Annotated in this window: 25 protein-coding genes and 1 riboswitch; of the genes, 16 read left to right on the forward strand and 9 right to left on the reverse strand. The window is 71.0% G+C overall.

The features are described 5' to 3' along the window. The first annotated feature begins 145 nt into the window (after positions 1 to 145). The 7 genes from ACFQ7Q_RS22735 (at position 146) to ACFQ7Q_RS22765 (ending at position 6,132) form a co-directional block, all read left to right on the forward strand. Positions 146 to 661 carry a 2-oxo-4-hydroxy-4-carboxy-5-ureidoimidazoline decarboxylase gene (locus ACFQ7Q_RS22735; RefSeq protein WP_383558234.1) on the forward strand — a complete coding sequence of 172 codons (516 nt, stop codon included), beginning with the start codon at positions 146 to 148 and terminating at the stop codon, positions 659 to 661. Positions 662 to 853: 192 nt separating this feature from the next. Next, positions 854 to 1,234: a succinate dehydrogenase, cytochrome b556 subunit gene (gene sdhC, locus ACFQ7Q_RS22740; protein WP_015035721.1), complete on the forward strand. Its 381-nt coding sequence runs from the start codon at positions 854 to 856 to the stop codon at positions 1,232 to 1,234. An 8-nt stretch (positions 1,235 to 1,242) separates the two neighbouring features. After that, a complete protein-coding gene (locus ACFQ7Q_RS22745) occupies positions 1,243 to 1,719 on the forward strand; it encodes a succinate dehydrogenase hydrophobic membrane anchor subunit (RefSeq protein WP_383558145.1) in 477 nt (158 codons plus the stop codon). A gap of 25 nt (positions 1,720 to 1,744) precedes the next feature. Next, entirely contained in the window at positions 1,745 to 3,499 is a 1,755-nt protein-coding gene (gene sdhA / locus ACFQ7Q_RS22750; RefSeq protein ID WP_383558147.1) for a succinate dehydrogenase flavoprotein subunit, read from the forward strand. Then, positions 3,499 to 4,257, forward strand: a complete 759-nt coding sequence (locus tag ACFQ7Q_RS22755) for a succinate dehydrogenase iron-sulfur subunit (protein ID WP_329116894.1) — start codon at positions 3,499 to 3,501, stop codon at positions 4,255 to 4,257. Before sdhA ends, ACFQ7Q_RS22755 begins: the two co-directional genes overlap by 1 nt. A 95-nt stretch (positions 4,258 to 4,352) precedes the next feature. After that, positions 4,353 to 4,871, forward strand: coding sequence for a hypothetical protein (locus ACFQ7Q_RS22760; protein ID WP_383558151.1), 519 nt, complete (start codon positions 4,353 to 4,355; stop codon positions 4,869 to 4,871). Between the two features lie 133 nt (positions 4,872 to 5,004). Next, positions 5,005 to 6,132, forward strand: coding sequence for a serine hydrolase domain-containing protein (locus tag ACFQ7Q_RS22765; protein ID WP_383558154.1), 1,128 nt, complete (start codon positions 5,005 to 5,007; stop codon positions 6,130 to 6,132). On the opposite strand, the gene ACFQ7Q_RS22770 is transcribed toward ACFQ7Q_RS22765, so the two are convergent. Then, entirely contained in the window at positions 6,077 to 6,622 is a 546-nt protein-coding gene (locus tag ACFQ7Q_RS22770; protein ID WP_383558157.1) for a MarR family winged helix-turn-helix transcriptional regulator, read from the reverse strand. The genes ACFQ7Q_RS22765 and ACFQ7Q_RS22770 overlap by 56 nt on opposite strands. Positions 6,623 to 6,708: 86 nt before the next feature. On the opposite strand from ACFQ7Q_RS22770, the gene ACFQ7Q_RS22775 reads away from it, so the two are divergent. Further along, positions 6,709 to 7,941, forward strand: coding sequence for an MFS transporter (locus ACFQ7Q_RS22775; RefSeq protein ID WP_383558160.1), 1,233 nt, complete (start codon positions 6,709 to 6,711; stop codon positions 7,939 to 7,941). Between the two features lie 45 nt (positions 7,942 to 7,986). Continuing rightward, positions 7,987 to 10,476, forward strand: coding sequence for a DUF4132 domain-containing protein (locus ACFQ7Q_RS22780; protein WP_383558162.1), 2,490 nt, complete (start codon positions 7,987 to 7,989; stop codon positions 10,474 to 10,476). On the opposite strand, the gene ACFQ7Q_RS22785 is transcribed toward ACFQ7Q_RS22780, so the two are convergent. Further along, complete coding sequence (locus ACFQ7Q_RS22785; protein ID WP_383558164.1) at positions 10,448 to 11,230, reverse strand: alpha/beta fold hydrolase; 783 nt, start codon at positions 11,228 to 11,230, stop codon at positions 10,448 to 10,450. The genes ACFQ7Q_RS22780 and ACFQ7Q_RS22785 overlap by 29 nt on opposite strands. Before the next feature lie 139 nt (positions 11,231 to 11,369). On the opposite strand from ACFQ7Q_RS22785, the gene ACFQ7Q_RS22790 reads away from it, so the two are divergent. From ACFQ7Q_RS22790 to ACFQ7Q_RS22800, 3 genes are read left to right on the forward strand one after another with little or no spacing between them, the layout of a single operon-like run. Next, complete coding sequence (locus ACFQ7Q_RS22790; RefSeq protein ID WP_383558166.1) at positions 11,370 to 11,801, forward strand: hypothetical protein; 432 nt, start codon at positions 11,370 to 11,372, stop codon at positions 11,799 to 11,801. A 10-nt stretch (positions 11,802 to 11,811) separates the two neighbouring features. Then, the gene (locus ACFQ7Q_RS22795) at positions 11,812 to 12,228 is read left to right on the forward strand and encodes a thiol-disulfide oxidoreductase DCC family protein (protein ID WP_383558168.1); all 417 of its coding nucleotides are present in this window, start codon (positions 11,812 to 11,814) and stop codon (positions 12,226 to 12,228) included. A gap of 11 nt (positions 12,229 to 12,239) precedes the next feature. Next, positions 12,240 to 13,034, forward strand: a complete 795-nt coding sequence (locus ACFQ7Q_RS22800; RefSeq protein WP_383558171.1) for a TetR/AcrR family transcriptional regulator — start codon at positions 12,240 to 12,242, stop codon at positions 13,032 to 13,034. A 67-nt stretch (positions 13,035 to 13,101) separates the two neighbouring features. Here the strand turns inward: ACFQ7Q_RS22800 and ACFQ7Q_RS22805 are convergent, their stop codons facing one another. From ACFQ7Q_RS22805 to ACFQ7Q_RS22815, 3 genes are all read right to left on the reverse strand, one after another. Then, positions 13,102 to 14,658, reverse strand: coding sequence for an ABC transporter substrate-binding protein (locus ACFQ7Q_RS22805; protein WP_383558174.1), 1,557 nt, complete (start codon positions 14,656 to 14,658; stop codon positions 13,102 to 13,104). A 209-nt stretch (positions 14,659 to 14,867) separates the two neighbouring features. Then, positions 14,868 to 16,286 (reverse strand): metallophosphoesterase, encoded by a 1,419-nt coding sequence (locus ACFQ7Q_RS22810; protein ID WP_383558176.1) that lies wholly within the window; start codon positions 16,284 to 16,286, stop codon positions 14,868 to 14,870. A 12-nt stretch (positions 16,287 to 16,298) separates the two neighbouring features. Continuing rightward, positions 16,299 to 16,544, reverse strand: a complete 246-nt coding sequence (locus ACFQ7Q_RS22815) for an SCO4848 family membrane protein (protein ID WP_362365345.1) — start codon at positions 16,542 to 16,544, stop codon at positions 16,299 to 16,301. Between the two features lie 118 nt (positions 16,545 to 16,662). Here ACFQ7Q_RS22815 and ACFQ7Q_RS22820 point away from each other — a divergent pair, with 118 nt between their 5' ends. Beyond that, positions 16,663 to 17,934, forward strand: a complete 1,272-nt coding sequence (locus ACFQ7Q_RS22820; protein WP_383558178.1) for a D-alanyl-D-alanine carboxypeptidase family protein — start codon at positions 16,663 to 16,665, stop codon at positions 17,932 to 17,934. Here ACFQ7Q_RS22820 and ACFQ7Q_RS22825 read toward each other — a convergent pair. Next, positions 17,894 to 18,778 carry a YihY/virulence factor BrkB family protein gene (locus ACFQ7Q_RS22825; protein ID WP_383558180.1) on the reverse strand — a complete coding sequence of 295 codons (885 nt, stop codon included), beginning with the start codon at positions 18,776 to 18,778 and terminating at the stop codon, positions 17,894 to 17,896. The genes ACFQ7Q_RS22820 and ACFQ7Q_RS22825 overlap by 41 nt on opposite strands. A gap of 278 nt (positions 18,779 to 19,056) precedes the next feature. Here ACFQ7Q_RS22825 and ACFQ7Q_RS22830 point away from each other — a divergent pair, with 278 nt between their 5' ends. After that, a complete protein-coding gene (locus tag ACFQ7Q_RS22830) occupies positions 19,057 to 19,812 on the forward strand; it encodes a decaprenylphospho-beta-D-erythro-pentofuranosid-2-ulose 2-reductase (protein ID WP_383558183.1) in 756 nt (251 codons plus the stop codon). 143 nt (positions 19,813 to 19,955) lie between these two features. Here ACFQ7Q_RS22830 and ACFQ7Q_RS22835 read toward each other — a convergent pair whose 3' ends face one another. Both ACFQ7Q_RS22835 and trpS read right to left on the reverse strand, forming a co-directional pair. Continuing rightward, positions 19,956 to 20,546 (reverse strand): 2'-5' RNA ligase family protein, encoded by a 591-nt coding sequence (locus ACFQ7Q_RS22835; protein WP_383558185.1) that lies wholly within the window; start codon positions 20,544 to 20,546, stop codon positions 19,956 to 19,958. A gap of 94 nt (positions 20,547 to 20,640) precedes the next feature. Continuing rightward, positions 20,641 to 21,654: a tryptophan--tRNA ligase gene (gene trpS, locus ACFQ7Q_RS22840; RefSeq protein ID WP_383558187.1), complete on the reverse strand. Its 1,014-nt coding sequence runs from the start codon at positions 21,652 to 21,654 to the stop codon at positions 20,641 to 20,643. Positions 21,655 to 21,728: 74 nt separating this feature from the next. On the opposite strand from trpS, the gene ACFQ7Q_RS22845 reads away from it, so the two are divergent. Next, complete coding sequence (locus tag ACFQ7Q_RS22845; RefSeq protein ID WP_383558190.1) at positions 21,729 to 22,340, forward strand: RNA polymerase sigma factor; 612 nt, start codon at positions 21,729 to 21,731, stop codon at positions 22,338 to 22,340. Beyond that, on the forward strand, positions 22,315 to 23,103 hold the full coding sequence (locus ACFQ7Q_RS22850) for a hypothetical protein (RefSeq protein ID WP_383558192.1): 789 nt from the start codon (positions 22,315 to 22,317) through the stop codon (positions 23,101 to 23,103). Before ACFQ7Q_RS22845 ends, ACFQ7Q_RS22850 begins: the two co-directional genes overlap by 26 nt. A gap of 319 nt (positions 23,104 to 23,422) precedes the next feature. Here ACFQ7Q_RS22850 and glyA read toward each other — a convergent pair whose 3' ends face one another. Continuing rightward, positions 23,423 to 24,691, reverse strand: coding sequence for a serine hydroxymethyltransferase (gene glyA, locus ACFQ7Q_RS22855; RefSeq protein ID WP_383558194.1), 1,269 nt, complete (start codon positions 24,689 to 24,691; stop codon positions 23,423 to 23,425). An 81-nt stretch (positions 24,692 to 24,772) separates the two neighbouring features. Then, a riboswitch (ZMP/ZTP riboswitch) is annotated at positions 24,773 to 24,863 on the reverse strand. Between the last annotated feature and the right edge of the window lie 16 nt (positions 24,864 to 24,879).

Raw genomic sequence — 24,879 nt, forward strand, 5'->3', positions numbered from 1 at the left:
CGTACGTTCCGAAACTCTCCCTTCCGGGTGAAATTCGCGCATCCTTCGGACAGTTCCATCTGCTCATCGATAACGTTGCGTCACACCCACCCCACCTTTCCCGGAGTCCACGCTGACCAGCGACACCCGTGCCTCTTCCCGGAACCTGGGCTCCGCCGCCACTCCCGCGATACCTGCCCAGCACGGCAGCCCCCGCCACATCGCCGGTCTCAGGCGCTTCAACGTGGCCCCGGCCTCGCTCGCCGAGGAGCTGCTCCTCTCCTGCTGCCACAGCCGCCGCTGGGCCGAACGGGTGACCGCACACCGGCCGTACCCCACGCTCGACGCGCTGCTCGCCGCCGGCGACGAGGCCGGTTACGACCTGTCCGCCGCCGACCTCGACGAGGCGCTGGCCGCCGAGTCCTCCGCCGCGCCGCACCCCGACGCCCCGCCCGCGGCGCACACCGCCCTGCGGGCCGCCCACGCGGCGTACGAGAGCAGGTTCGGGCACGCCTTCGTGATCAGCCTGGACGGCGTTCGCCCCGGTGAACGCCTCGATCAGGTCCTCGCCGGCATCCGGTCACGGCTCGGCAACGAACCGGAGGAGGAGCGGGTGATCGCCGCCGACGAGCTCCGCCGGCTCGCCCGCGCCCGCCTCACGTTCGGAATCGCCGGCTCGTGATTCCGTCCGGAATGCGGCGATTCCCGCCCAGCCGATAGTCCGTCCGTGCCACTTTGATCACACCTATGGACCCCGCGCGAGCGAACCGACAAGTCGTCGCTACGATGACCGGGGCCGGTGGACCGTACCCGGCCGGGTCAGACCGACACTGAAGCCGGCCGACCCTGATCCCCGCTCCCGGAGGGTTTTTCCGTGCCGGCTGGAACGCTGTACCGCGGCCGGGAAGGAATGTGGTCCTGGGTGGCTCATCGAGTCACCGGCGTCCTCATCTTCTTCTTCCTGTTCGTACACGTGCTGGACACCGCTCTCGTCCGCGTCTCCCCCGAGGCGTACGACGAAGTGGTCGCCACGTACAAGACGCCGATCGTCGCACTCCTCGAGTACGGCCTCGTCGCCGCCATCCTCTTCCACGCGCTGAACGGCCTCCGGGTCATCGCCGTGGACTTCTGGTCCAAGGGCCCGCGCTACCAGAAGCAGATGCTCTGGACCGTCGTGGGCATCTGGGTCGTGCTGATGGCGGGATCCCTGTACCCCGTCCTCGGCCACGCCGCACGTGAACTGTTCGGGAGCTGACGCCAGACATGTCTGCTGACACCACTTCCGCGATCGGTCCCGTCGAGGGCGCGGCCCACTACGACGTGGACAACCCGGCCCCGTATATCGAGGCCCCCCGCAAGCGCACCGGCAAGACGCCGCGGGCGACCCGAGGCAACTTCGAGATGGCCGCGTGGCTCTTCATGCGCCTCTCGGGCGTCGTCCTCGTCGTCCTGGTCCTCGGCCACCTGCTGATCCAGCTCTTCCTCGACGGCGGCGTCTCCAAGATCGGCTTCGCCTTCGTGGCCGGCCGATGGGCGTCCCCGTTCTGGCAGACCTGGGACCTGCTGATGCTGTGGCTCGCCATGCTGCACGGCGCCAACGGCCTCCGCACCGTCATCAACGACTACGCGGAGCGTCCGAACACGCGCCTGTGGCTCAAGGGCCTGCTGTACACCGCCACGGTGTTCACCATCCTTCTGGGCACGCTGGTGATCTTCACCTTCGACCCGAACATCCGCTAGGCACGGGGCTGAGGTAATCCACGTCATGAAGATCCACAAGTACGACACCGTCATCGTCGGCGCCGGTGGCGCCGGTATGCGCGCCGCCATCGAGTCGACGAAGCGCAGCCGCACCGCCGTGCTGACGAAGCTCTACCCCACCCGCTCCCACACGGGCGCGGCGCAGGGCGGCATGGCCGCCGCGCTCGCCAACGTGGAGGAGGACAACTGGGAGTGGCACACCTTCGACACGGTCAAGGGTGGTGACTACCTGGTCGACCAGGACGCCGCCGAGATCCTGGCGAAGGAGGCCATCGACGCCGTCCTCGACCTGGAGAAGATGGGTCTGCCGTTCAACCGGACCCCGAACGGCACCATCGACCAGCGCCGCTTCGGCGGTCACTCCCGCAACCACGGCGAGGCGCCGGTCCGCCGGTCCTGCTACGCCGCGGACCGCACGGGCCACATGATCCTCCAGACGCTGTACCAGAACTGCGTCAAGGAGGGCGTGGAGTTCTTCAACGAGTTCTACGTCCTGGACCAGCTGATCACCGAGGTCGACGGCGTCAAGAAGTCCGCCGGTGTGGTCGCCTACGAGCTGGCCACCGGCGAGATCCACATCTTCCAGGCCAAGGCCGTGATCTACGCCTCCGGCGGCACGGGCAAGTTCTTCAAGGTGACCTCCAACGCGCACACGCTGACGGGTGACGGCCAGGCGGCCTGCTACCGCCGCGGTCTGCCGCTGGAGGACATGGAGTTCTTCCAGTTCCACCCGACGGGCATCTGGCGCATGGGCATCCTGCTGACGGAGGGCGCCCGTGGTGAGGGCGGCATCCTCCGCAACAAGGACGGCGAGCGCTTCATGGAGAAGTACGCGCCGGTCATGAAGGACCTCGCGTCCCGTGACGTCGTCTCGCGCTCCATCTACACGGAGATCCGCGAGGGTCGCGGCTGCGGTCCCGAGGGCGACCACGTCTACCTCGACCTGACGCACCTTCCGCCGGAGCAGCTCGACGCCAAGCTGCCGGACATCACCGAGTTCGCCCGTACGTACCTCGGCATCGAGCCGTACACGGACCCGATCCCGATCCAGCCCACCGCGCACTACGCCATGGGCGGCATCCCGACCAACGTCGAGGGTGAGGTCCTGGCGGACAACACCACCGTCGTCCCGGGCCTGTACGCGGCCGGCGAGGTCGCCTGTGTCTCCGTGCACGGCGCCAACCGTCTGGGCACCAACTCGCTGCTCGACATCAACGTCTTCGGCAAGCGGTCCGGCATCGCCGCCGCCGAGTACTCCGCCAAGCACGACTACGTCGAGCTTCCGGAGAACCCGGAGTCGCTGGTCGTCGCGCAGATCGAGAAGCTGCGCAACTCCACGGGCAACGAGCGGGTGGCCGACATCCGCCGCGAGCTCCAGGAGACGATGGACGCCAACGTGATGGTGTTCCGCACCGAGCAGACGATCAAGACGGCCGTCGAGAAGATCGCCGAGCTGCGCGAGCGCTACGAGAACGTGTCCATCCAGGACAAGGGCAAGCGCTTCAACACGGACCTGCTGGAGGCGATCGAGCTGGGCAACCTGCTCGAGCTGGCCGAGGTCATGGCCGTCTCGGCCCTGGCGCGCAAGGAGTCCCGCGGCGGTCACTACCGCGAGGACTACCCGAACCGCGACGACGTCAACTTCATGCGCCACACCATGGCGTACCGCGAGGTCGGCGAGGACGGCTCCGAGACCGTCCGTCTCGACTACAAGCCGGTCGTCCAGACCCGCTACCAGCCGATGGAGCGTAAGTACTGATGGCTACCCCCGTACTGGACAAGGTCGAGGCGGAGTCCGCCGCCTCCCCGTACATCACGATCACGATGCGCATCCGTCGCTTCAACCCCGAGGTGTCGGACGCGTCGGTCTGGGAGGACTTCCAGATCGAGATCGACCCGAAGGAGCGTGTGCTCGACGCCCTCCACAAGATCAAGTGGGACGTCGACGGCACGCTGACCTTCCGCCGCTCGTGCGCGCACGGCATCTGCGGCTCGGACGCGATGCGGATCAACGGCAAGAACAGGCTCGCCTGCAAGACGCTGATCAAGGACATCAACCCCGAGAAGCCGATCACCGTCGAGGCCATCAAGGGCCTCACGGTGATGAAGGACCTCGTGGTCGACATGGAGCCCTTCTTCCAGGCGTACCGGGACGTCATGCCGTTCCTGGTCACCAAGGGCAACGAGCCGACGCGCGAGCGTCTGCAGTCGGCCGAGGACCGCGAGCGCTTCGACGACACCACCAAGTGCATCCTGTGCGCGGCGTGCACGTCGTCCTGCCCGGTCTTCTGGAACGACGGCCAGTACTTCGGTCCGGCCGCGATCGTCAACGCGCACCGCTTCATCTTCGACTCGCGTGACGAGGCGGGCGAGCAGCGCCTGGAGATCCTGAACGACAAGGACGGCGTGTGGCGTTGCCGTACGACGTTCAACTGCACGGACGCCTGCCCGCGTGGCATCGAGGTCACGAAGGCGATCCAGGAAGTGAAGCGTGCGCTGATCACGCGCCGCTTCTGACACCTGGTCACTGCGGGGAAGCCCGCTTCTGTACGCTCAGCGTGCAGAGGCGGGCTTTTTCGTCAGCGGGCTTTCACAACGGAGGACGGGGAGAGATGAGCGAGCCGAACCCCTACAAGGACAGCGGCGAGTACCAGTGGGGTCCCGACCAGCAGGCGGGGGCGCCCGGTTACGGGTATCCGCAGCCGGGTGTGCCGGGTCAGCAGTACCAGCCGACGATGCCGGGTGTCCCGGTGCCGCCGCAGCATGCGCCTGTGGTGCAGGGCGGCGGCGCGCCGGTGCTGAGCCTCGGGGACATCACAATCGTCGGGGACCAGATCATCACGCCGGCCGGTGCGATGCCCCTCAAGGGCGCGGTGTGGAACGCGATGGACATGTCGCGGACCGAGGAGAAGATGCCCACGGTCGCGATCGTGCTGGCCGTCATCTTCTTCATCTTCTGTCTGCTGGGCCTGCTGTTCCTTCTGATGAAGGAGAAGACGACCACCGGCTTCATCCAGGTCACGGTGACCAGCGGCGGCCGGCACCACGCCACGATGATTCCCGCGACCGGCCCGGACACGATGCACCGGGTGATGGCACAGCTCAACTACGCGCGCTCGCTGAGCATGTAGGGATCGGCTCGGGCGGTGGCTCGCCGCTGCCCGGTGTCAGGGTCCGGGCAGGGGATCCCTTCCGGGTCGGGTCGGGGGCCGGCCGGGGTCTTCCCCGATGGGCCGGACGATCATCCGGCGGGATTCTTGATCCATGACGAACTCACGGATCAGCAGGTCGGGTTGGGCGATGACGGCGGCGACCGGAGCCGCCCTCGTCGGGGTCCTCGCGGCGACCGTACCGGCCACGGCGGCGACACCGGGCTTCCGCACGGGGGCATCGGCCGCACCCCTGGCCACGATCTCGGTCGCGACACCGGCCGATGCGCACGGCGCGTCGCGCGGGACCGTCGACCCGGCCGCCCTGCGGGCCGCCCTCGCCGGGCTGCCCGACGCCTATGTGCGCGGGGCGATGGTCAAGGTCTCCGGGCGGGACGGGCGGTGGAGCGGGACCGCGGGCGAGTGGACGGCGCCGGCGGACGCGCCGTTCGCGATCGGCAGCGTCACCAAGCTCTTCACCTCGTCCATGGTGCTCCAACTCGTCGGCGAGGGCCGACTGTCGCTGGACGACACCGTCCAGGAGCTTCTGCCCGGCCTGTTGCCCGCCTCGTACGCGCCCATCACCGTCGGGCAGTTGCTCAGCCACAGCAGCGGTCTGCAGAAGCCGGAGTGCTTCAAGCCCGGGACACCGGTGGAGATCGTGACCTCCGCCGTGTCCTGCGGCACCCCGACGACTCCGGGCGCGACCGTCCAGTACAACGGCATCAACTACTTCATCGCGGGTCTCGTCGTCGAGAAGGTGACGGGCCGGACGTACGGTGCGGAGCTCCGTGACCGCGTGCTGCGCCCCCTCGGCCTGCGCCACACCTCGCTCCCCGCCGACGACTGGGCCTGGGCCGAGGGCGGCATGGTCTCCACCGCCCCGGAGCTCACGCGCTTCATGAACGCCCTGATACGAGGTGACCTGCTCGAACCCGCCGAGCGGAAGCTGCTGTTCACGACTCCGCCCATACCCGGCGCGAGCTTCAGCTACGGCGGTCTGACGCGCATCCGGCTCCCCGACGGCGGCCCGCTGGTCTGGGGCAAGACCGGCACCAACCACGGTTATACGAGCGGGGTGTTCGCGACGCCGGACCTGGAGCGGGTGGTGGTGTACTCCACGCTTCCGACCGGCGAGGACGCGGACCAGGAGGTGGCCCGGGTGATCCGGATCGCGCAGGCCGGCTTCAAGGGGTACGAGCCTCGAGAGAGCCGTCCGGCGGAGCCTCTGCCGCGACCATGATCCGGCGGAGCAGGTCGTTGAGGAGGGTGCGCTCGTCCTCGTCGAGGACTCCCAGGAGGCGGTACTCCTCGTGACCGAGGACGTCCATCGCGCCGAGCCAGGTCTCGCGGCCCGAGGCGGTGAGTTCGACGACGACGCGGCGGCGGTCGGTGGTGGACTGCGTGCGGCGGACGAAGCCGCGCTTCTCCAGGGCGTCGAGGCGGCCGGTGACCGAGGCGGGGGCGAGGTCGAGGTCCTGGGCCAGTTCGGAGGGTGCGGCGCTGCCGCCGCGGCCCGCGAGCTTGTGGAGGGTGTCGAACTCGTACCGCTCCAGGTCGAAGTCGACGAGGGACTGTTCGCGCACCCGCCGCAGATGGACGGAGAGCTTCTTCATCCGGGTGACCGCGCCCTCCACGACGGGGTCGAGGCCGGGCAGCACGGGCTGCCACTGGGCCACGTGCTCGTCGGTCCAGTCCCGCTGCGGCGGCCCCGAGGGCTCGGTCGGCTCCATGAGTCGATCGTACGTCGCGATCGCGAGCCCTTCGACACCGAATATTTCGTTGACGAATCATTCGGTACCGAAATACTCTCGCGGTCATGCCCGCCTCCCCTGCCGGCACGGCACCCGTGTCCCCGCCCGCCGCCCTCCCCCACCCGCTGCGCACCCCCTCGTTCCGGCTGCTCTTCATCGGCCGGACCCTGTCCCTCCTCGGCGACGCCGCGATCCCCGCCGCTCTCGCCATCGCCGTCTGGGACGCCACCGGCTCGTCCTCCGCGCTCGCGCTCGTCCTGGCCTGCGCGATGGTCCCCAAGCTGCTCCTGCTGCCGGTGGGCGGAGTCGTCGGCGACCGCTTCAACGCCCGTACGGTCGCCCTGACGACCGACCTCGTCCGCTGCGCGACCCAACTCCTCGTCGGCGCCCAGCTGCTGAGCGGTGCTCCCTCCCTCTGGGTCATCGCCGCCGCCGAGGTCGTCGGCGGCGCGGCCGGCGCGTTCTCGATGCCGACCGGGTCGCCCCTCGTCAAGGGGACCGTGGCCCCGGATGCGCTCCAGCCCGCCAACGCGGCCATGGGCATCGCCCGGAGCGCCACCCGCATCGGCGGGCCGGCCCTCGCGGGCACGCTGATCCTGACGGCGGGCGCCGGGTGGGCGTTCGTCCTGGACGCGGCGACGTTCGCGATCAGCGCGCTGCTGCTGCTCGCCGTACGGGTGGAGCGGGTACCGATCCCTCGCCGCTCGCTGCGCGCCGATCTCAGGGAGGGCTGGCAGGAGGTCCGGTCCCGCGACTGGTACTGGACCAGCCTCGTCGGCCACGGTGCCTGGAACGGCGCTGCCGCCGTCCTGATGACCCTCGGCCCGTCGATCGCCCTCACCCAGCTCGGCGGCAAGGGGGTGTGGTGGGCGTTCCTCCAGACCGGCGCGGTGGGCCTGTTGCTCGGCTCGTTGCTCGCCCACCGCGTGCGCCCCCGGCGCCCCGTCCTCATGGCCAACCTCGGCCTCGCCACGTACGCCCTGCCGCTGCTCCTGCTCGCCGTGCCCGCCCCCGCGCCGGTGACCATCGCCGCGTATGGGATCGCCCAGGCCGGCCTCGGCTTCCTCTCCCCCGTCTGGGAGACCGCCGTCCAACAGGCCATCCCCGCACACGCCCTGGCCCGTGTCACCTCCTACGACTGGCTCCTCTCCCTGGCCGCCATGCCGCTCGGCTACGTCCTGGCCCCACTCGCCGCCTCCGCCTGGGGCGCCGAGGTTCCGCTGATCGCCGCCGCCGTGGTGGTCGGCGGCTGCTGCCTGGGGACGGCGCTGGTCCCGGGGGTACGGGCGTTCCGCTGAGGGGTCGGGGCGGCGCTGTCAGTAGAGTCCCCTACCGTCGTACGCATGGTGGGGGACACGAGCGTGAAGAGCGGGCTGGAAGCGGCGCTGGAGTCGGACCGGGTGCGGGAGTTCCTGGACAGGCTGGACACGGCGGGGCGGCGGGAGAGCGCGCTGCTGCTCCACGGGAGGATGTGCCGGCGCACCGATCCGGTCGTCGCGAGCGCACTGGACCATCTCGCCGGTCAGGAGCTCGGCTGGTCGACGGCGGAGGCCGACGTGCTGCTCGCGCGGCTGTCGGGGAACGATGCCGCGGTCTCCCCGTACGAGCTGCAGAGCAGGTTCCGTGCCCTGGCGCCGCTCGCGCTGTCGGCCGCCGAGCAGGCCGAGGAGTTCGACCGGCCGCGGGTGCGGATGCTGCGCCGGACGGCCGAGAACCTCCGCGTCTACCGGAGCGACGAGTTCGCGGAGATACGCGACCGGGTCGACGCGCTGTTGCGCCGCGAGACGCCGGTCTTCGAGGGCCGGCTGCCCCGGCATCTGCTCGACGCCCACGACGACTACGGTCCGGCGATGCGCGCCGCGCATGCGGAGTTGCTCGCGGGCCCGGGGGTCTCCGCGTTCCTCGCGCACTGTGCCCTCATGGACAAGGTCAGGGCCACCAGGACGTGGCGCAGACGGGCCTCGGCGCTGCTGGCGGAGACCGAGTCCGGTGCGGAGCTGGTGCGGCGGCTGCTGGAGGGGATCGCCGCCCAGCCCGAACACGCGGTGACCGATCTCAACCCCTGGGGCATGAGGGGCTGGGGCCTCGTGGGCGACTCCAACACATGCCTCGTGCGGGGCCTGCTGTGGGCGGCCCTCGACCTGGACACGGACTGGGCCGTCGCTCTGACCGGCGCCGTCGCGCTCCACGCGGGCACGGGTGCCGGCGGCTCGGGCGGCGAGTGCCGCAGTCAGCCGCTGGCCTCCACGGCCGTCGCCGTTCTGGGCGAGTACGAGGGCCGGGGCGGCGAGAGGGCCGTCCAGTGGCTCGGGCGGGTCAAGGGAAAGGTCCGCAACCGGACGGTACTCAAAGCGGCCGCCAAGGCCCTGGAGGCCGTCGCGGCGCGGTCCGGGCTCACGCCCGGGATGCTGCGGGAGCGCGGGGTGCCGGCGCACGGCCTCGACGGCCGGGGGATGCGGGAGGAGGCGCTCGGGGAGTACACGGCGGTGCTCTCCGTGCAGGAGCCCGGCGTGGCCTCGCTGTCGTTCCGGGGCCCCCAGGGCAGGGTGCTGAAGTCGGCCCCGAAGGCGGCCCGGGAGAGGTACGGCGAGCGACTGGCACCGCTCCGCGCCGCGTTGAAGGAGCTGCGGACCCTGATGGCCGTGGAGCGGGCCCGGCTGGAGGAGCATCTGGCGGCGGGCACGACCTGGCCGGCGGAGGACTGGGAGCGGTACTACATCGACCACCCCGTGACCGGTTCCGCCGCCCGCGCGCTGCTGTGGGAGGTCTCCCCGGACGCCGACGAGCGCTGGACGGCCGGGGTGCCGGAGCGGACCGGCGGCGGCTGGGCGCTGGCCGGCGCGGACGGCACGGCGATCCCCGTCTCCCCCGGGTCCCGGCTGCGCCTGTGGCATCCGATCCGGACCGAGGCCGAGGAAGTGGCCGAGTGGCGGGCCGAGATGACGGAACGGGAGCTGCGCCAGCCGTTCAAGCAGGTCTTCCGCGAGGTCTATCCGCTCGCCCCGGCCGAAGTGGCGACCGGTTCCTACTCCAACCGTTTCGCCGGGCACATCCTGCGCTACGGCCAGGCGCGTGCGCTGATGACCGAGCGCGGCTGGACCGGTGACCACCTGGGGTACTTCGGGGACGGCGGCTCTTCCGAGATGGTGCGGGAGCTGCCGCGCCCCGGTGACCTACCGGTCGGCGAGGGGGCCTTCTGGCGGGCCCGGTTCTTCGTGGGGCTGGTCGACGCCGGCACGTCCGCCGGCGGGGTCGCCGTGCTGTGCTCGACCGACCAGGTCCGCTTCGAGCGCCGCGCGGCCTCGGCCGGGGCGCGGGGCGTCTGGGAACGGGTCGCGTTGGCCGACGTACCGGCGCTCGTCCTGTCCGAGGCGCTGCGGGACGTCGACCTGTTCGTGGGGGTGTCGTCCATCGGCGCGGACCCGGAGTGGCGGGACCGCGGCGAGGAGCGGGCGTACGACGGGTACTGGGAGAGCTGGTCGTTCGGCGAGCTGACCGCTTCGGCCCTGATCCGCCGGGAGACGCTGGCCCGGCTGCTGCCGCGCACCGGGATCGCGGACCGGACGGAGCTGACGGACCGGTTCCTGCGGGTCCGCGGCGAGTTGCGCGCGTACCGGATCCATCTGGGCTCGGGCAATGTCCTGATGGAGCCCGAGGACGACACTCTGTACATCGAGCCGGACCGCTCGCCGCAGGCCCCGGAGAAGGTGTTCCTGCCGTACGAGGAGGACGGCGGGATGCTGTCGGTGATCCTTTCGAGGGCGTTCCTGCTCGCCGCCGACGCGGGGATCACCGACCGCACGATCAGTTCACGGATACGCCGGGGGCTCTGACCTCCGCCAGGAAGTCGGCGAGCAGGGCGCTCGTCTCCTCGGGACGCTCCAGGGCGGGGAGGTGGGCCGCCCACTCCAGTTCGACGTGACGGGCGCCGGGCAGCAGCGTCGCGAGGCGGGCCGACATCTCCCGGAAGTCGGGCACGTCGTGGGCTCCGGAGACGACCAGGGACGGCACGGCGATCCCGGTCAGCTCCGCCGACGCCACCCCGGCGTCGACCCGGTCGAACTCCTCGGGGGCGGCGAGCTGTACGTCGAAGGCGCGGCGCTGCATCACCCGTACACGCTCGCGCGCCTCGTCGTCGGCCTCCGGGCCGAGCCAGGTGTCGACGTTGAGCGCTACCGCCCCGTCCACGTCGCCCGCTTCGAGCAGCTCGTCCTCGCGGCGGCCCCAGGCGCGCAGTTCGTCGCTCGGGTCGAAGTCGGGGATGCCGGAGCAGAGCAGCGCGAGTGCGGAGACACGGCCGGAGTGGCGCACGGCGGTCTCCAGGGCGACCTCGCCGCCGAAGGAGGAGCCGACGAGTGCGGCCCGCTCGACGCCGAGGGCGTCGAGGAGTTCCACGACGTCGTCGCAGTGGGTGAACGAGCGGTCGACCGGGGTCTCACCGAAGCCGCGGAGGTCGCAGCGCACCACGCGGTGGCCGGCGGCGGCCAGTGCCGCGAACTGCGCGTCCCACATCCTCCGATCGCAGACGCCGGAGTGGAGCAGGACAACTGTGGAAGGGCCTTCACCGGCCACGTCATAAGAGAGCATCGGCCGTCACTCTAAGCGTCCGGCTCCCCCACCGCCTAGGGATTTCCCCACCCCTCCCCGACCCTCTGTTGAACATGTTCAAACGAGGGTCTACAGTCATGACTGCCAGCTTTTGAACGCGTTCAAGGGAGCGTGGGGCATGGACCTCACTGTCGTCGCGTACATCGTCTATCTGCTGATCAGCGTGGCTCTGACCATCTGGGTCGCCCGCACCCTCAGCCGCAACGGAAGGATCTTCCTGGCAGACGTCCTGCACGGGAACGAGAAGCTCGCCGAAGCCGTGAACCACCTCCTGGTGGTCGGGTTCTACCTCGTCAACTTCGGCTTCGTCGCGCTCTACCTCAGCCAGGACGAGGCCGTGGCCGACGCCCGGTCCCTCTTCGAGGCCCTCTCGGTCAAGCTCGGCGTGGTCCTCCTCGTCCTCGGCGTGATGCACCTCGGCAACGTCTACGTCCTCAACAAGATCCGCCGCCGGGGCGTGATGGAACGCGAGCAGGTCCCGCCGGTGCCCCCGCAGGGCTGGACCGGCCCCGCCAAGGGCCCCTGGGCCCCGCCCGTCACCGGATCCTGAGGAGAGACGGATGAGCCGGCCGCCCGTCACCCCCGTACAACGCCTCACCGTGCTGTACGACGCCGACTGCTCGCTCTGCGTCCATCTGCGTCATTGGCTGCTGCGGCAGCGCCGGCTCGTCCCGCTGGACCTCGTCCCGGCCGCCTCCCAGGAGGCCAGGCGCCGCTTCCCCGGCCTCGACCACGACTCCACCCTGAAGGAGATCACCGTGATCGGGGACCGGGGGCAGATCTACCGCGCCGACTCCGCCTGGATCGTCTGCCTCTGGGCCCTGGCCGACCACCGGCCCAAGGCCCACTGGCTGGCCACCCCGGCCGGACGGCCCTTCGCCCGGGCCACCGTCCTCGCCGCCGCCAAGTGGCGCGAGGCGATCAAGGGACCGTCCTGCGAGGACGGGCGCTGCGAAGCCCCCGGTCCGCCCGGCTAGGCTCGGGCACTGTGAAGGACGCGAAGGAAGTGCAGCCCGCCGAGCCCGCCGCCGGAGGCAAGGCCCCGGCCAAGGCCGCGAAGAGCGAACAGACCCGCACGCTCATCCTCGAGACCGCGCTCCGGCTGTTCAAGGAGCGCGGTTACGACAAGACGACGATGCGGGCCATCGCCCAGGAGGCCGGGGTCTCCGTCGGCAACGCGTACTACTACTTCGCCTCCAAGGAACACCTCGTCCAGGGCTTCTACGACCGGATCGCCGAGGAGCACCAGGCCGCCGTCGAGGGAATCCTCGACGGCGACGAGAAGGACCTCACGGCCCGCATCCGCGGGGTCCTCCTCGGCTGGCTCGACATCGCCGAGCCGTACCACGAGTTCGCGGCCCAGTTCTTCAAGAACGCCGCCGATCCGGACAGCCCGCTGAGCCCCTTCTCCCCCGAGTCGGAGGGCCCGCGCGAGGCGGCCATCGAGGTGCACCGGAGGGTCATCTCCGGCGCCTCGGTGAAGGTCGACCCCGAACTGGCCGAACCGCTCCCGCAGTTGCTCTGGCTCCAGCAGATGGGCCTGGTGCTGTTCTGGGTGTACGACCGCTCCGAGGGCTGCGCCAACAGCCGCCGTCTGGTCGAGCGGCTCGCACCGGTGACCGCCCGGGCGATCTCGCTCTCCCGCTTCCGGCTGCTGCGCCCCCTGGTCCGCGAGACGCACGACCTGCTCGCCGACTTCATGCCGACCGCGGCGGGCATGGCGGCCTCGGGCAAGCCCAAGCGGGCGGCCCCGAAGGCGAAGACGCCCAAGGAGAAGGACTGACGCTCCGCGCACGCCACGGGCCCCGAGTCACAGGTCGACTCGGGGCCCGTGGGATGCGAGCGGGCGATCAGATCCAGCTGAGTTCCCACAGCCGCCAGATGCCGGTGCCGTCGGTCAGGTACTGCGAACCGGCGACGTCCTCCGTCGCCAGGACGTAGTCCTTCTTCTGCCACAGGGGCACCAGCGGCACGTCCGCCGCCACCTCCGCCTGGATGGCCTCGAAGTCGTTGACGGCCGCGCCCCGGTCGCTGTACTGCTGCGTGGCGGAGATCAGCTGGTCGATCTTGCTGCTCGCGAAGCCGTTGTGCATCGCGTTGTCCGTCCCCACGAGCGGGGCGGTGAAGCTGTCGGAGTCCGGGAAGTCGGGGAGCCAGCCGACGGGATAGGCGTCGTAGTCGCCCTTCACGTACGCCTTCTGGAAGTCCTTCCACTCCGCCTCGGCGAGCTTCACCTTGAACAGACCGGTGGCCTCCAGCTGCCGCTTCAGCTCGGCCGCCTCTGCGCCGTAGGTGGCGTCCTTGCGGTAGCCGAGGGTGAAGGAGACCGGGGTCTCGATGCCGGCGTCCTCCAGCAGGCTCGCGGCCTTCTTCTTGGACGGATCGGGATACCTGTCGTAGAAGGCGGTGCTGTGGCCGTTGAAACCCTGCGGGATGAGCGAGTACAGCGGCTCGACCGTGCCGTGGTAGGCGCCGGTGACGATCGCCGGGCGGTCGATGACGGCGGCGACGGCCTGCCGGACCGCCTTCTTCGCCATCGGCGACGGGGACTTCACATTGAAGTAGAGATTGCGGATCTCGGCGGTCTGCGCCTCGGTGATCCGGGTCGAGTCCTTCTCGACGCCCAGCTTGGAGAGGAACTCCGGCGGCATCTGCCGGTGCGTGACGTCGACCTGCTCGGTCTTCCACGCGGAGGCGAGCTCCTCGGACTCGGTGAAGTACCGGACCACGACGGCGCCGCCGGTCTTGGAGAGCGCACCCCGGTAGTTCGGGTTCGGCTCCAGACGGGCACTCTCGCCGGGCTTGTACTCCTTGAGGACGTACGGCCCCGAGCCCTCGACCGTGGTGCCCTCGCGCAGCTTCTTCGCCGGGTACTGGGTGCGGTCGACGATCGAGCCCGCACCCGTCGCCAGCTTCAGCGGGAAGGTGGCGTCCCGGCCGCTCAGATTGAAGGTGACCGTCTGTCCGTCGGCCACGACCTTCTTCAGGGTCGGGAAGAGCGGGGCGGGACCGACGTCCGCGTTGATCCCCAGCATCCGGTCGAAGGAGAACTTGACGTCCTCCGCCGTGACCTTGCGGCCGCCGGCGAAGGTGAGGTCGTCACGGAGCTTGCACTGGTACGTGGTGAGCCTGGACCCGACGAACTTGCAGTTCTCGGCGGCATCCGGGACGGGTGTGGTGAAGCCCGGCTTGAAGGTCAGCAGTGACTGGAAGACATTGCTGTACATCGCCCAGGAACCGGCGTCGTACGCGCCCGCCGGGTCGAGCGAGGTCACCTCGTCGGTGGTGCCGACAGTGATGGGGTCCTTCCGGACGTCGTCGGAGGGAAGAAGCTGCCAGCCCCCCACCCCGGCGACCACCAGAACTCCACAAGTGATCAGGATCCGCATACGGACCGTCGACCGCATCGCCGTGCTTCCTTTTTTCGTGCCCACCCCTGGCGCGGCGGCGCCCAGCCATGCCGCGATGGCGCCACCCAATCACACGTATTTCACAAGTGGAAGAGTAAACCTTCACACTGCACGCATATGTCCGGGATAGAGGGACTTACGCCCACGACGACGGCACCGCGCAGCTGCGGGCACGCTCACCGCCGCGCCCGCCGCCACGCCGGCTGTCAGGCCTGCTTGGAAGCCAGCTCCACGAGGGTGATGTCGGAGGGCGCGCCGACCCGTACGGGAGGTCCCCAGGCGCCGGCTCCGCGGGAGACGTAGAGCTGGGTGTCGCCGTACCGCTCCAGACCGGCGACCGTCGGATTGGCGAGATCGGCGAGGTAGTTTCCGGGCCAGAGCTGGCCGCCGTGGGTGTGGCCGGAGAGCTGGAGGTCGACGCCGTGACGGACGGCGTCGTGGATGACGATCGGCTGGTGCGCGAGCAGGACGGCGGCCTTCGCTCGGTCGCGGTCACCGAGCGCGGCGGCGAAGTCCGGGCCCTGGCCCTCGCTCTCACCGGCGATGTCGTCGACCCCGGCGAGGTCGAAGCCCGCGGCGATCTCCACGCGCTCGTTGCGCAGGGGGCGCAGGCCGAGTTCGCGGACGTGGTCGACCCAGGCGTCGGCGCCGGAGAAGTACTCGTGGTTGCCGGTCACGAAGAACGAGCCGTGCCGGGCCCGGAGCTGTGCGAGGGGCTCGGCGGCGGGCCCGAGGTTCTCGACGGTCCCGTCGACGAGGTCGCCGACGATGGCGATCAGGTCGGGCTGGGTGGCGTTGATGGTGTCGACGATGCGCCGGCTGTGAGCGCGACCCAGGATCGGCCCGAGGTGGATGTCGGAGACGACGGCGATCCGGTAGCCGTGGACGGCGCGCGGCACCTTGGCGAGCGGCACGGTGACCCGCTTGACGCGGGGCCCGCGCAGTACCCCGTACGTCCCGTATCCGACGGTGCCCACGGCGGCGGCGGCAGCCGCCCCGCCGACGACCCGCGACACGAACAGCCGCCGCGACACGGCGGTGGCGCCGGCCGGACCGGTCGCGCCGGCGGGACCGGCCTCATCGGTGCCGTGGGGCGTCTCGGCCCCGTCCCCCGGTCCGGCGGGTGACGGCTCGGCGTCGACCTCGGTCAGCAGCCCGCCGGCCGGCGCGGAGGCGCCCCCGCCGGCCGCCGCGACCGGGCCGGACGCCGGCGCCCCGGCGCGCGATCCGTTGTGCCCGGAGCCCGAGGGCTCCGTCGCGGTCGCCGTCCCGTCCCGGCCGTCGCCGGACGCGGTCGCCCCGGCGTCGCGGCGCTCGAGCCACCGTCGCAGAAGCGGGCGGACCGCCTCGCCGACCACGAGGGCGAGGGTCACGTAGAGCAGCAGGGCCAGCCAGAGGAAGCCCGGCCAGGACACCACCTGCTGGAGCCGGAACGGTGCTCCTGCCCGGCCCGCGGTGAGGGCGGCGAGCGCCAGTACCGGCAGGACGAACGCGGCCGCCGTACCCAGACGCCGCGCCGTGCCCCCCGCGACCGTCACATCGCGGACGAGTCTCTTCCACACGTACCAGTGGACCCCGCCCAGCAGGGCGAGGACCACGACCAGAACCAGCAGGAAGACGAGCACGCGCCCCAACCCCTATCCGCGTTCGCGCCGCAATGCGCGCACGCCACGCAACCCGATCACGCCGACCACCGTCCCCAGGACAAAGGACGTGATGGCGAGCAGCAGATGAACCCAGAAGTAGGCCGTCGGGTCGCCCGCGTCGTCGAAGGCGAGACCGCTCCCGTCGTTCCACAGGTTCTTGACGAAAGTGATCCAGATGAACCAGCTCCACACCCCGAAGGCGAGCAGGAACCAGGAGACGGGACGGCTGAGCTTCATAGCCCCAGTATCACCGCCCGTCGCACGGTCCCCACGGCCGGGGCGTCCGGGTGGACGCCCGGGGACGAACCGCCCCGCGGGGTTCGGTTCCCTGACGCGTACCTGTACGTTTTCGATCGTGTCTGCCTCGAAGAAGACCGCTTGGGCGGTCACTGCTGCCGCACTGCTTCCCCTTGTCGTCGTTTCACCGGCGCATGCGGACAACAAGGAGGACCAGCAGCCCAAGCCGCCCGCCGCCATGGCCTCCGTCGGCGGCGAGCTGCTCGGCCTGCCGGGGACGCAGGTGAAGCTCGGCGCGGGCGCCCCGGTCCTTCCCAAGGAGCTGACCGGACGGTCCTGGATCGTCGCGGACGCGGAGACCGGCGACGTGCTCGCCGCGCACAACTCCCACTGGCCGCTCGCCCCGGCCTCCACGCTCAAGATGCTCTTCGCGGACACCGTCCTGCCGAGGTTCCCCAAGACCACGAACCACACCGTCGACCCCAAGGAGCTCGCCGGGATCGGCTCGGGCTCCAGCCTCGTCGGCGTCAAGGAGAAGCAGACCTACTCCGTGCACGACCTCTGGCTCGGTGTCTTCCTTCGCTCCGGCAACGATGCCGTGCGGGTGCTCGCCGAGATGAACGGCGGCATCAAGAAGACCGTGGAGGACATGAACGCCCGCGCGGACGAGCTCCAGGCCGTCGACACCCACGTCGAGTCGCCGGACGGCTACGACGCCCCGGGCCAGGTCTCCTCCGCGTACGACCTCACTCTCATCGCCCGCAGCGGGATGCAGAACGCGGACTTCCGGGAGTACGCGGCCACGGCCCGCGCGCAGTTCCCCGGCGAGCAGAAGCCCGGCAAGAAGCGCGAGACCTTCGAGATCCAGAACACCAACCGGCTGCTGACCGGCGCGCTCGGCGTGGCGCCGTACCAGGGCATGGCGGGCGTGAAGAACGGCAACACCACGCATGCCGGCTCCACCTTCACCGGCGTTGCGGAGCGCAACGGCAAAGTGCTGCTCGTGACGGTGATGAACCCGTCGTCGAAGGAGCAGCACGCGGTCTACAAGGAGACCGCCCGGCTCCTCGACTGGGGCTTCGCGGCGTCCGGGAAGGTGACGCCCGTCGGCCGGCTGGTGCCGCCGAAGTCCGCCCGTACGAACCCGGGAACCGAGAACGACGGCTCCACGCCCGCCCCGGGCAAGAACGCTCCGGGCACGGGTGCCGCCGAGAGCTCGGCCGCCGCGGGGAGGTCCGGCGGTGTCGGGACCGCGCTCGGTGTGGCCGGTGGGGTCCTGGTGGTGCTCGCCGGGGCGGTCTTCCTCGTCAACCGTCGCTGGCCGCTGCCGGAGCTGGTCGGTCGTCGTCCTAAGTCCCGCGAGGACGTCGACGACGAGCCGTCTCGCTAGCCCCGGTCGCGGTCCAGGCCGCGCAGAACAGCAGCAGCTTCGCGGTGAAGTTGATCCACAGCAGCAGAGCTACGGGGACACCGAACGCGCCGTACATCGACTTCCCCGCGACTCCCCGCATGTAGCCCCCGATCAGCAGCTTCAGCAGCTCGAAGCCGATCGCTCCGATCACCGCCGCCACCACCAGGCGGCGGCGGGGCGGCTGGACTCCGGGGAGCAGCGTCAGCACGTACAGCAGGATGAGGAAGTCGGCGAGGGCGGCGATCGCGACCGCGGCGGCCTGGAGGAGGATGCCGCCGGCCCCGCGGTCGGAGATCCCGATCCGGTCGGCGCTCCAGCCGACGGCCGTCGAACCGAGCCAGGACGCGGCGAGCGAGCAGAGCGCCACCCCGCCGAGCCCGAACAGCACGAGCGCGTCCTTGCCCTTGCGTACGAAGGGGTTGCCCTCGTCCTCGTCGTCGATCCCCCACACCGCGCGCAGACAGTCCCGCATGGAGCCGACCCAGCTGATGCCGGTGAAGAGCAGCAGCACGCCGGCGACGAGGCCGATCGTGCCCGCGTTGTCCACGAGCCCGCCGATGTTGAGCTGGTCGGAGATGCCGGGGACCTGCTCGGAGACCTTGTCCTCGATCTTGTCCAGCTGCTCCTGGCTGAGCAGCGCGGCGCCGATCGCCGCGGCGACGGCGATCAGCGGGAAGATCGCGACGAAGCTGATGAAGGTGATGGCGGCGGCGAGCCGGGTCCAGTGGGCGGCATCGAGAGTCTCGTACGAACGCCAGGCGTGGGTCCGCATGAGCCGGGCGACCCAGGGGCCGATGACGGGGAGCTTGGTCAACCAGTCCATGTCGTACGCGTACCCCTTGATCCACCGTTTGACCGGAATGCGATCGTCCGGGCCTCAGAATCGCAGACACACCGCAAGAACCATGCCCACAGCTGCTCCTGACACCGTGTCGGACACCCCGGGCCATCTCTTCCGACATTCGGCTGATCACCCATTTCGACGAAATACGGCCAAAGCAGGCATCGATCACATGTAGGGCGATACGGTCGCCTCCATGGCCGCCGAGAGCGACATCCGTCGTCTCGCTCTCCGATTGCTCTCCGAGGAGTTTGATCGTCATGAAGGACGCCTTCGGCACCCCGCAGTCCCTGCTTCTCCTCGGCGGCACCTCCGAGATCGGGCTCGCCACCGCCCGCCGGCTGATCGCCCGCCGTACCCGTACGGTCTGGCTCGCCGGACGCCCCTCCCCCGCCCTGACCGCCGCCGCCGACTCGCTGCGGGTGCTGGGGGCGGAGGTGCACACCGTCCCGTTCGACGCCCTCGACCCCGAGTCACACGCGGAACGGCTCGGCAAGATCTTCACGGAGGGCGACATCGACCTGGTGCTGCTCGCCTTCGGGATCCTCGGCGACCAGGCCCACGACGAGGCCGACCCGCTCGCCGCCGTCCGGGTCGCCCAGACCAACTACACGGGCGCGGTCTCCGCCGGGCTCGTCTGCGCGGCGGCGCTGCAGGCGCAGGGGCACGGCTCGCTGGTGGTGCTCTCCTCCGTGGCCGGCGAGCGCGCCCGCCGCGCCGACTTCATCTACGGCTCGTCCAAGGCCGGTCTCGACGCGTTCGCGCAGGGTCTCGGGGACGCGATGCAGGGGACGGGCGTGCATGTGATGGTCGTGCGGCCCGGTCTCGTGCGGTCACGGACGACCGCCGGCGCCGAGAAGACCCCGCTGGCGACCACGCCGGAGGCGGTCGCGACGGCGATCGAGCTGGGGCTGCGGCGACGCTCGGAGACCGTGTGGGTGCCGGGCGCGCTGCGGATGGTGATGTCGGCGCTCCGACACGTACCGAGGCCGCTGTTCCGGCGTCTGCCGGTGTGACGCGGGAAGCCGGGCGGGGAAGCCCGGCGGGACCCGGCCGGGGGCCGGGCTGTCGGCGGGGCGGCGTGTCCGGGGTCGGCGCGCGGCCGGGGTCGGGGCGCGGCCAGCCCGGGGCCGGGGTCAGCCGGTGGCCGGGGCCGGGGTCAGCCCGCGGCCGGGGTCGGGGTGTCGACCGGGGTGCCCTGGGCCGGGACCGCGGGGACGGTGCCGCAGCCGCCGAACTCGTACGTGTGCAGCTTCCGCCACACCCCGTCCGACCCCTGCTCGTACAGCGCGAAGGACGAGCAGGTCCAGGCCGCCTCGAAGTCGGCCAGCTCCTCGTACGCCCGGTCCATCGCCTCCTCGGAGATGCCGTGCGCCACGGTGACGTGCGGGTGGTACGGGAACTGCAGCTCGCGCACGAGCGGCCCGGACTCGTCCCGGACCCGCTCCTGGAGCCAGGCGCAGGCGGAGACGCCCTCGGCGAGCATGACGTACACGACCGGGGACAGCGGGCGGAACGTTCCGGTGCCGCTCAGCCGGACCGGGAAGGGGCGGACGCCGGCCGCGACCTCGGCGAGGTGCGCCCGGATCGCGGGCAGCCGCTCCGCGTCGACCTCCGTCGGTGGGACGAGGGTGACGTGGGTGGGGATGCCGTGCGCGGCGGGATCCCCGAAGCCCGCGCGCCGCTCCTGGAGCAGGCTGCCGTAGGGCTCCGGGACCGCGATCGAAACGCCGAGCGTTACGGTCCCCACGTCGTTCTCCTCCGTCGTCGGTCTTCTCGGGTCGATGGGTGGTGCAGCCGCCAGTGTGCGGCCTGCACCACCCTTGAGGCCAGGGTCCTTGGACTCAGTGCTTGGCGGGCAGGAAGCCCACCTTCTCGTACGTCTGCGCCAGCGTCTCCGCGGCGACGGCGCGCGCCTTCTCCGCTCCCTTGGCCAGGAGGGAGTCCAGCGTCTCCGGGTCGTCCAGATATTCCTGCGTACGGGTCCGGAACGGCGTGACGAAGTCCACCATGACCTCGGCCAGGTCGGTCTTCAGCGCGCCGTACATCTTGCCCTCGTAGCTCTTCTCCAGGTCGGCGATGCCGGTCCCGGTCAGCGTGGACATGATGGTCAGCAGGTTGGAGACGCCCGCCTTGTTCTCGGGGTCGAAGCGGATGACCGTGTCGGTGTCGGTGACCGCGCTCTTGACCTTCTTCGCCGTGACCTTCGGCTCGTCGAGCAGGTTGATCAGACCCTTGGGCGTGGAGGCCGACTTGCTCATCTTGATCGTCGGGTCCTGCAGGTCGTAGATCTTGGCCGTCTCCTTGAGGATGTACGGCGCCGGGATCGTGAACGTCCGGCCGAACCGGCCGTTGAACCGCTCCGCGAGGTCGCGGGTCAGCTCGATGTGCTGGCGCTGGTCCTCGCCGACCGGGACCTGGTTGGCCTGGTACAGGAGGATGTCGGCGACCTGGAGGATCGGGTACGTGAAGAGACCGACGGTGGCCCGGTCGGCGCCCTGCTTCGCGGACTTGTCCTTGAACTGGGTCATGCGGGAGGCCTCGCCGAAACCGGTCAGGCAGTTCATGACCCAGCCGAGCTGAGCGTGCTCGGGGACGTGGCTCTGGACGAACAGCGTGCAGCGCTCGGGGTCCAGCCCGGCGGCGAGCAGCTGGGCGGCGGCGAGCCGGGTGTTGGAGCGCAGCTCCGCGGGGTCCTGCGGAACCGTGATCGCGTGCAGGTCGACGACCATGTAGAAGGCGTCGTGAGTCTCCTGCAGGGCGACCCACTGGCGGACCGCGCCGAGGTAGTTGCCGAGGTGGAACGAGCCTGCGGTGGGCTGGATTCCGGAGAGCACACGGGGAACGTCAGAGGCCATGCTCCACATTCTCTCAGGTGCGGAAGGCGATCCCGGACTGGGAACCGATCCCGTTCCGCCGGTGTATCAAAGGTGTGAGGACGCTGGAGGGGGGCCGGGTCGTCGTAGACGAAGCCGAGGCCGCGGTGATCGCACGGGTACGCGCCGGGGAGGCGGAGGCGTACGCGGCGCTGGTCCGCGCGCACACGGCGGTCGCGCTGCGGGCGGCGGTGGCGTACGGGGCGGGCGCGGAGGCCGAGGACGTGGTGCAGCAGGCCTTCTTCAAGGCGTACCGGTCACTGGGGCAGTTCAAGGACGGGGCCGCGTTCCGGCCGTGGCTGCTGCGGATCGTGGTCAATGAGACGAGGAACACAGTGCGCTCGGCGGGTCGGCAGCGGGCCGTCGCGGGGCGGGAGGCGGAGCTGCTCGCGGGCGAGCCGCTGATACCGGACGGGGCTGATCCGGCGGTGGCCGTGGAGGAGGGCGAGCGGCGGCGGCAGCTGCTCGCGGCGCTGGACGGGCTCGGTGAGGACCACCGGCAGGTGGTGATCCACCGGTATCTGCTGGAGCTGGACGAGACGGAGACGGCCGAGGCGCTCGGCTGGCCGCGGGGGACGGTGAAGTCCCGGCTGAGCAGGGCGCTGAAGAAGCTCGGACTGGCATTGGAGGGAGGTGAGGAGCATGACGGAGGACGGGCTCCCGGATGAGCTGCGTGACCTCGGACGGCAGCTGAGGGTGCCGGAGGTGGACGGGGAGACCATGGCCGAGCGGGTGCTCGCTCAGCTCCTGGCGGAGCAGGTGCCGGCGCCACCGGCCTCCCGGCGCCGGTTCGCGTGGCTGCGGTTCGAGTGGCTGCGCCGGCGGTGGAAGGCCCTCCTCGCGGCCCTCTCCGGGGTCCTGGTGGTGCTCGTGCTCACGCCGCCGGTCCGGGCGACGGTGGCGGACTGGTTCGGCTTCGGAGGGGTGGAGGTGCGGTACGACCCCGGGGCGCACCCCGGCCCGGGCTCGGCGGTGCCGGGGTGCACCGACCCGGTGTCGCTGGAGGACGCCGGGCGCAGGGCCGGCTTCACGCCGCTGATGCCGAGCGCGCTCGGTGCGCCCGACGCGGTCTCGGTGACCGGCTCGGCGGAGTCGGGGCGGGCGGTGATCAGCCTGTGCTGGCGTGGGGACGGCGGCCGGACCCTCCGGCTCGACGAGTTCCCGGCGAGGCTCCCCATGGCCTTCGGCAAGCAGGTGCAGACGCACCCGGAGTGGGTCGATCTGCCGGACGGCGCGCAGGGCTACTGGTTCGCGGAGCCCCATCTGCTGCGGTTCCCGATGACGGACGCGAGCGGGAAGGAGTGGACCCACTCGATACGCACGGCGGGCCCCACGCTCCTCTGGACGAGGAACGCGGGAGCCCTGACCCTGCGCCTTGAGGGCGAGCCCTCCCTGGAGAGGGCCCGCCGCATAGCCGAGTCGGCGGGCTGAGCGGACGCACCGACGGCGGGACGCGGCGGATCCGGGCTGTGACCGACACCCGCCCGGGCCGCGTGGCCCGGGCCGCGGGGGACCACCCGAGCGGCACCGGCCGGTCTGGTCCGGCCACATCGGCCCGACCGGGCCGGGCCGGGCCGCACCGGGCCGCGCCGGGCCGGCCGGGTCGCACCGGCCGGGCCGGGTCGGATCAACCGGGTCGGACCGGCCGGGTCGGATCAGCCAGGTCGGATCAGCCGAGCCACACCCGCCGGGCTGCACCGGCCGCATCGCACCCGCGTCGGAGCGGCCGGGCCGCATCGGCCGCGTCGGATCAGGCCCGGAGGCCCGGGGCCGGGAAGGCGGCCATCAGCTCCGCGACCTCCGCGCGGATCGTCAGGAGCGCGGCCTCGTCGCCCGAGCCCGCCGCCGCGACGCCCCGGTCGATCCATGCGGCGACCTGCGCCATGTGCTCCGTACCGAGACCGCGGGAGGTGAGGGAGGGGGTGCCGATGCGGACGCCCGAGGGGTCGAAGGGCTTCCGGGGGTCGTAGGGGACGGTGTTGTAGTTGACGACGATCCCGGCCCGGTCGAGGGCCTTGGCGGCGATCTTGCCCGGGACCTCCTTGGGGGTGAGGTCCATCAGGATCAGATGGTTGTCGGTGCCACCGGAGACGAGGTCGAAGCCGCGGGCGAGCAGGGCCTCGGCGAGGGCCTTGGCGTTGGCGACGACCGCGTGGGCGTAGTCACGGAAGGAGGGCTGGGCCGCCTCGCGCAGGGCGACGGCGATGGCGGCGGTGGTCTGGTTGTGCGGGCCGCCCTGGAGGCCGGGGAAGACGGCCTTGTCGAGGGCCTTGGCGTGCTCCTCGCGGGACATCAGCATGGCACCGCGCGGGCCGCGCAGGGTCTTGTGGGTGGTGGTCGAGATGACGTCGGCGTACGGGGCAGGAGAGGGGTGGGCGCCGCCCACGATCAGGCCGGCGATGTGGGCGACGTCGGCGACGAGCACGGCCCCCGCCTCGCGGGCGATCTCGCCGAAGGCGGCGAAGTCGATCGTGCGGGGCAGCGCCGTGCCTCCGCAGAAGATCACCTTGGGCCGCTCCTTGAGGGCGAGCTCGCGGACCTGGTCGAAGTCGATGAGCCCGGTGTCCTGGCGTACGCCGTACTGCACGCCCCGGAACCACTTGCCGGTCGCGGAGACGCCCCAGCCGTGGGTGAGGTGGCCGCCCATGGGCAGGGCCATGCCCATCACGGTGTCGCCGGGCTCGGCGAAGGCGAGGTAGACGGCGAGGTTGGCCGGGGAGCCGGAGTAGGGCTGCACATTGGCGTGGTCGACGCCGAAGAGGGCCTTGGCGCGCTCGATGGCGAGGGTCTCGACCTGGTCGATGTTCTGCTGGCCCTCGTAGTACCGGCGGCCGGGGTAGCCCTCGCTGTACTTGTTCTGCAGGACGGTGCCGGAGGCTTCGAGGACGGCCCGGGACACGTAGTTCTCGCTGGGGATCAGCCGCAGGGTGTCGGCCTGCAGCTGCTCCTCGGCGCCGACGAGCGCGGCGAGTTCGGGGTCGGTGGCGGCGAGGGCGGGGTGCGGAGTGGTGTCGTTCATGGCGTTCCTCCGGGCGTTCGGCGGATCCCGGGGTACGGCTCAGATTCGACTGGGCGGCACCACACGGGAGGTTCGGTTTCCCGAAGATGCCCAGGCGGGCGGCATCTCGTGTGGTCTGCCGCGCACGGCTCCCCCGGGGTCGCTTCCCCGTACGCCAGTCGCCGTGCGTGTTTCCAGCCTAGCGGGCG

This window comes from Streptomyces sp. NPDC056527 (assembly GCF_042794475.1).
Lineage (GTDB): Bacteria > Actinomycetota > Actinomycetes > Streptomycetales > Streptomycetaceae > Streptomyces.

Bases quoted from the DNA above. Each gene is read 5' to 3' on its own strand.
- ACFQ7Q_RS22745 (WP_383558145.1), top strand. From the start codon at position 1,243: ATGTCTGCTGACACCACTTCCGCGATCGGTCCCGTCGAGGGCGCGGCC.
- sdhA (WP_383558147.1), top strand. From the start codon at position 1,745: ATGAAGATCCACAAGTACGACACCGTCATCGTCGGCGCCGGTGGCGCC.
- ACFQ7Q_RS22755 (WP_329116894.1), top strand. From the start codon at position 3,499: ATGGCTACCCCCGTACTGGACAAGGTCGAGGCGGAGTCCGCCGCCTCC.
- ACFQ7Q_RS22760 (WP_383558151.1), top strand. From the start codon at position 4,353: ATGAGCGAGCCGAACCCCTACAAGGACAGCGGCGAGTACCAGTGGGGT.
- ACFQ7Q_RS22765 (WP_383558154.1), top strand. From the start codon at position 5,005: ATGACGAACTCACGGATCAGCAGGTCGGGTTGGGCGATGACGGCGGCG.
- ACFQ7Q_RS22770 (WP_383558157.1), bottom strand. From the start codon at position 6,622: ATGGAGCCGACCGAGCCCTCGGGGCCGCCGCAGCGGGACTGGACCGAC.
- ACFQ7Q_RS22775 (WP_383558160.1), top strand. From the start codon at position 6,709: ATGCCCGCCTCCCCTGCCGGCACGGCACCCGTGTCCCCGCCCGCCGCC.
- ACFQ7Q_RS22780 (WP_383558162.1), top strand. From the start codon at position 7,987: ATGGTGGGGGACACGAGCGTGAAGAGCGGGCTGGAAGCGGCGCTGGAG.
- ACFQ7Q_RS22785 (WP_383558164.1), bottom strand. From the start codon at position 11,230: ATGCTCTCTTATGACGTGGCCGGTGAAGGCCCTTCCACAGTTGTCCTG.
- ACFQ7Q_RS22790 (WP_383558166.1), top strand. From the start codon at position 11,370: ATGGACCTCACTGTCGTCGCGTACATCGTCTATCTGCTGATCAGCGTG.
- ACFQ7Q_RS22795 (WP_383558168.1), top strand. From the start codon at position 11,812: ATGAGCCGGCCGCCCGTCACCCCCGTACAACGCCTCACCGTGCTGTAC.
- ACFQ7Q_RS22805 (WP_383558174.1), bottom strand. From the start codon at position 14,658: ATGCGGTCGACGGTCCGTATGCGGATCCTGATCACTTGTGGAGTTCTG.
- ACFQ7Q_RS22815 (WP_362365345.1), bottom strand. From the start codon at position 16,544: ATGAAGCTCAGCCGTCCCGTCTCCTGGTTCCTGCTCGCCTTCGGGGTG.
- ACFQ7Q_RS22825 (WP_383558180.1), bottom strand. From the start codon at position 18,778: ATGGACTGGTTGACCAAGCTCCCCGTCATCGGCCCCTGGGTCGCCCGG.
- ACFQ7Q_RS22830 (WP_383558183.1), top strand. From the start codon at position 19,057: ATGAAGGACGCCTTCGGCACCCCGCAGTCCCTGCTTCTCCTCGGCGGC.
- trpS (WP_383558187.1), bottom strand. From the start codon at position 21,654: ATGGCCTCTGACGTTCCCCGTGTGCTCTCCGGAATCCAGCCCACCGCA.
- ACFQ7Q_RS22850 (WP_383558192.1), top strand. From the start codon at position 22,315: ATGACGGAGGACGGGCTCCCGGATGAGCTGCGTGACCTCGGACGGCAG.
- glyA (WP_383558194.1), bottom strand. From the start codon at position 24,691: ATGAACGACACCACTCCGCACCCCGCCCTCGCCGCCACCGACCCCGAA.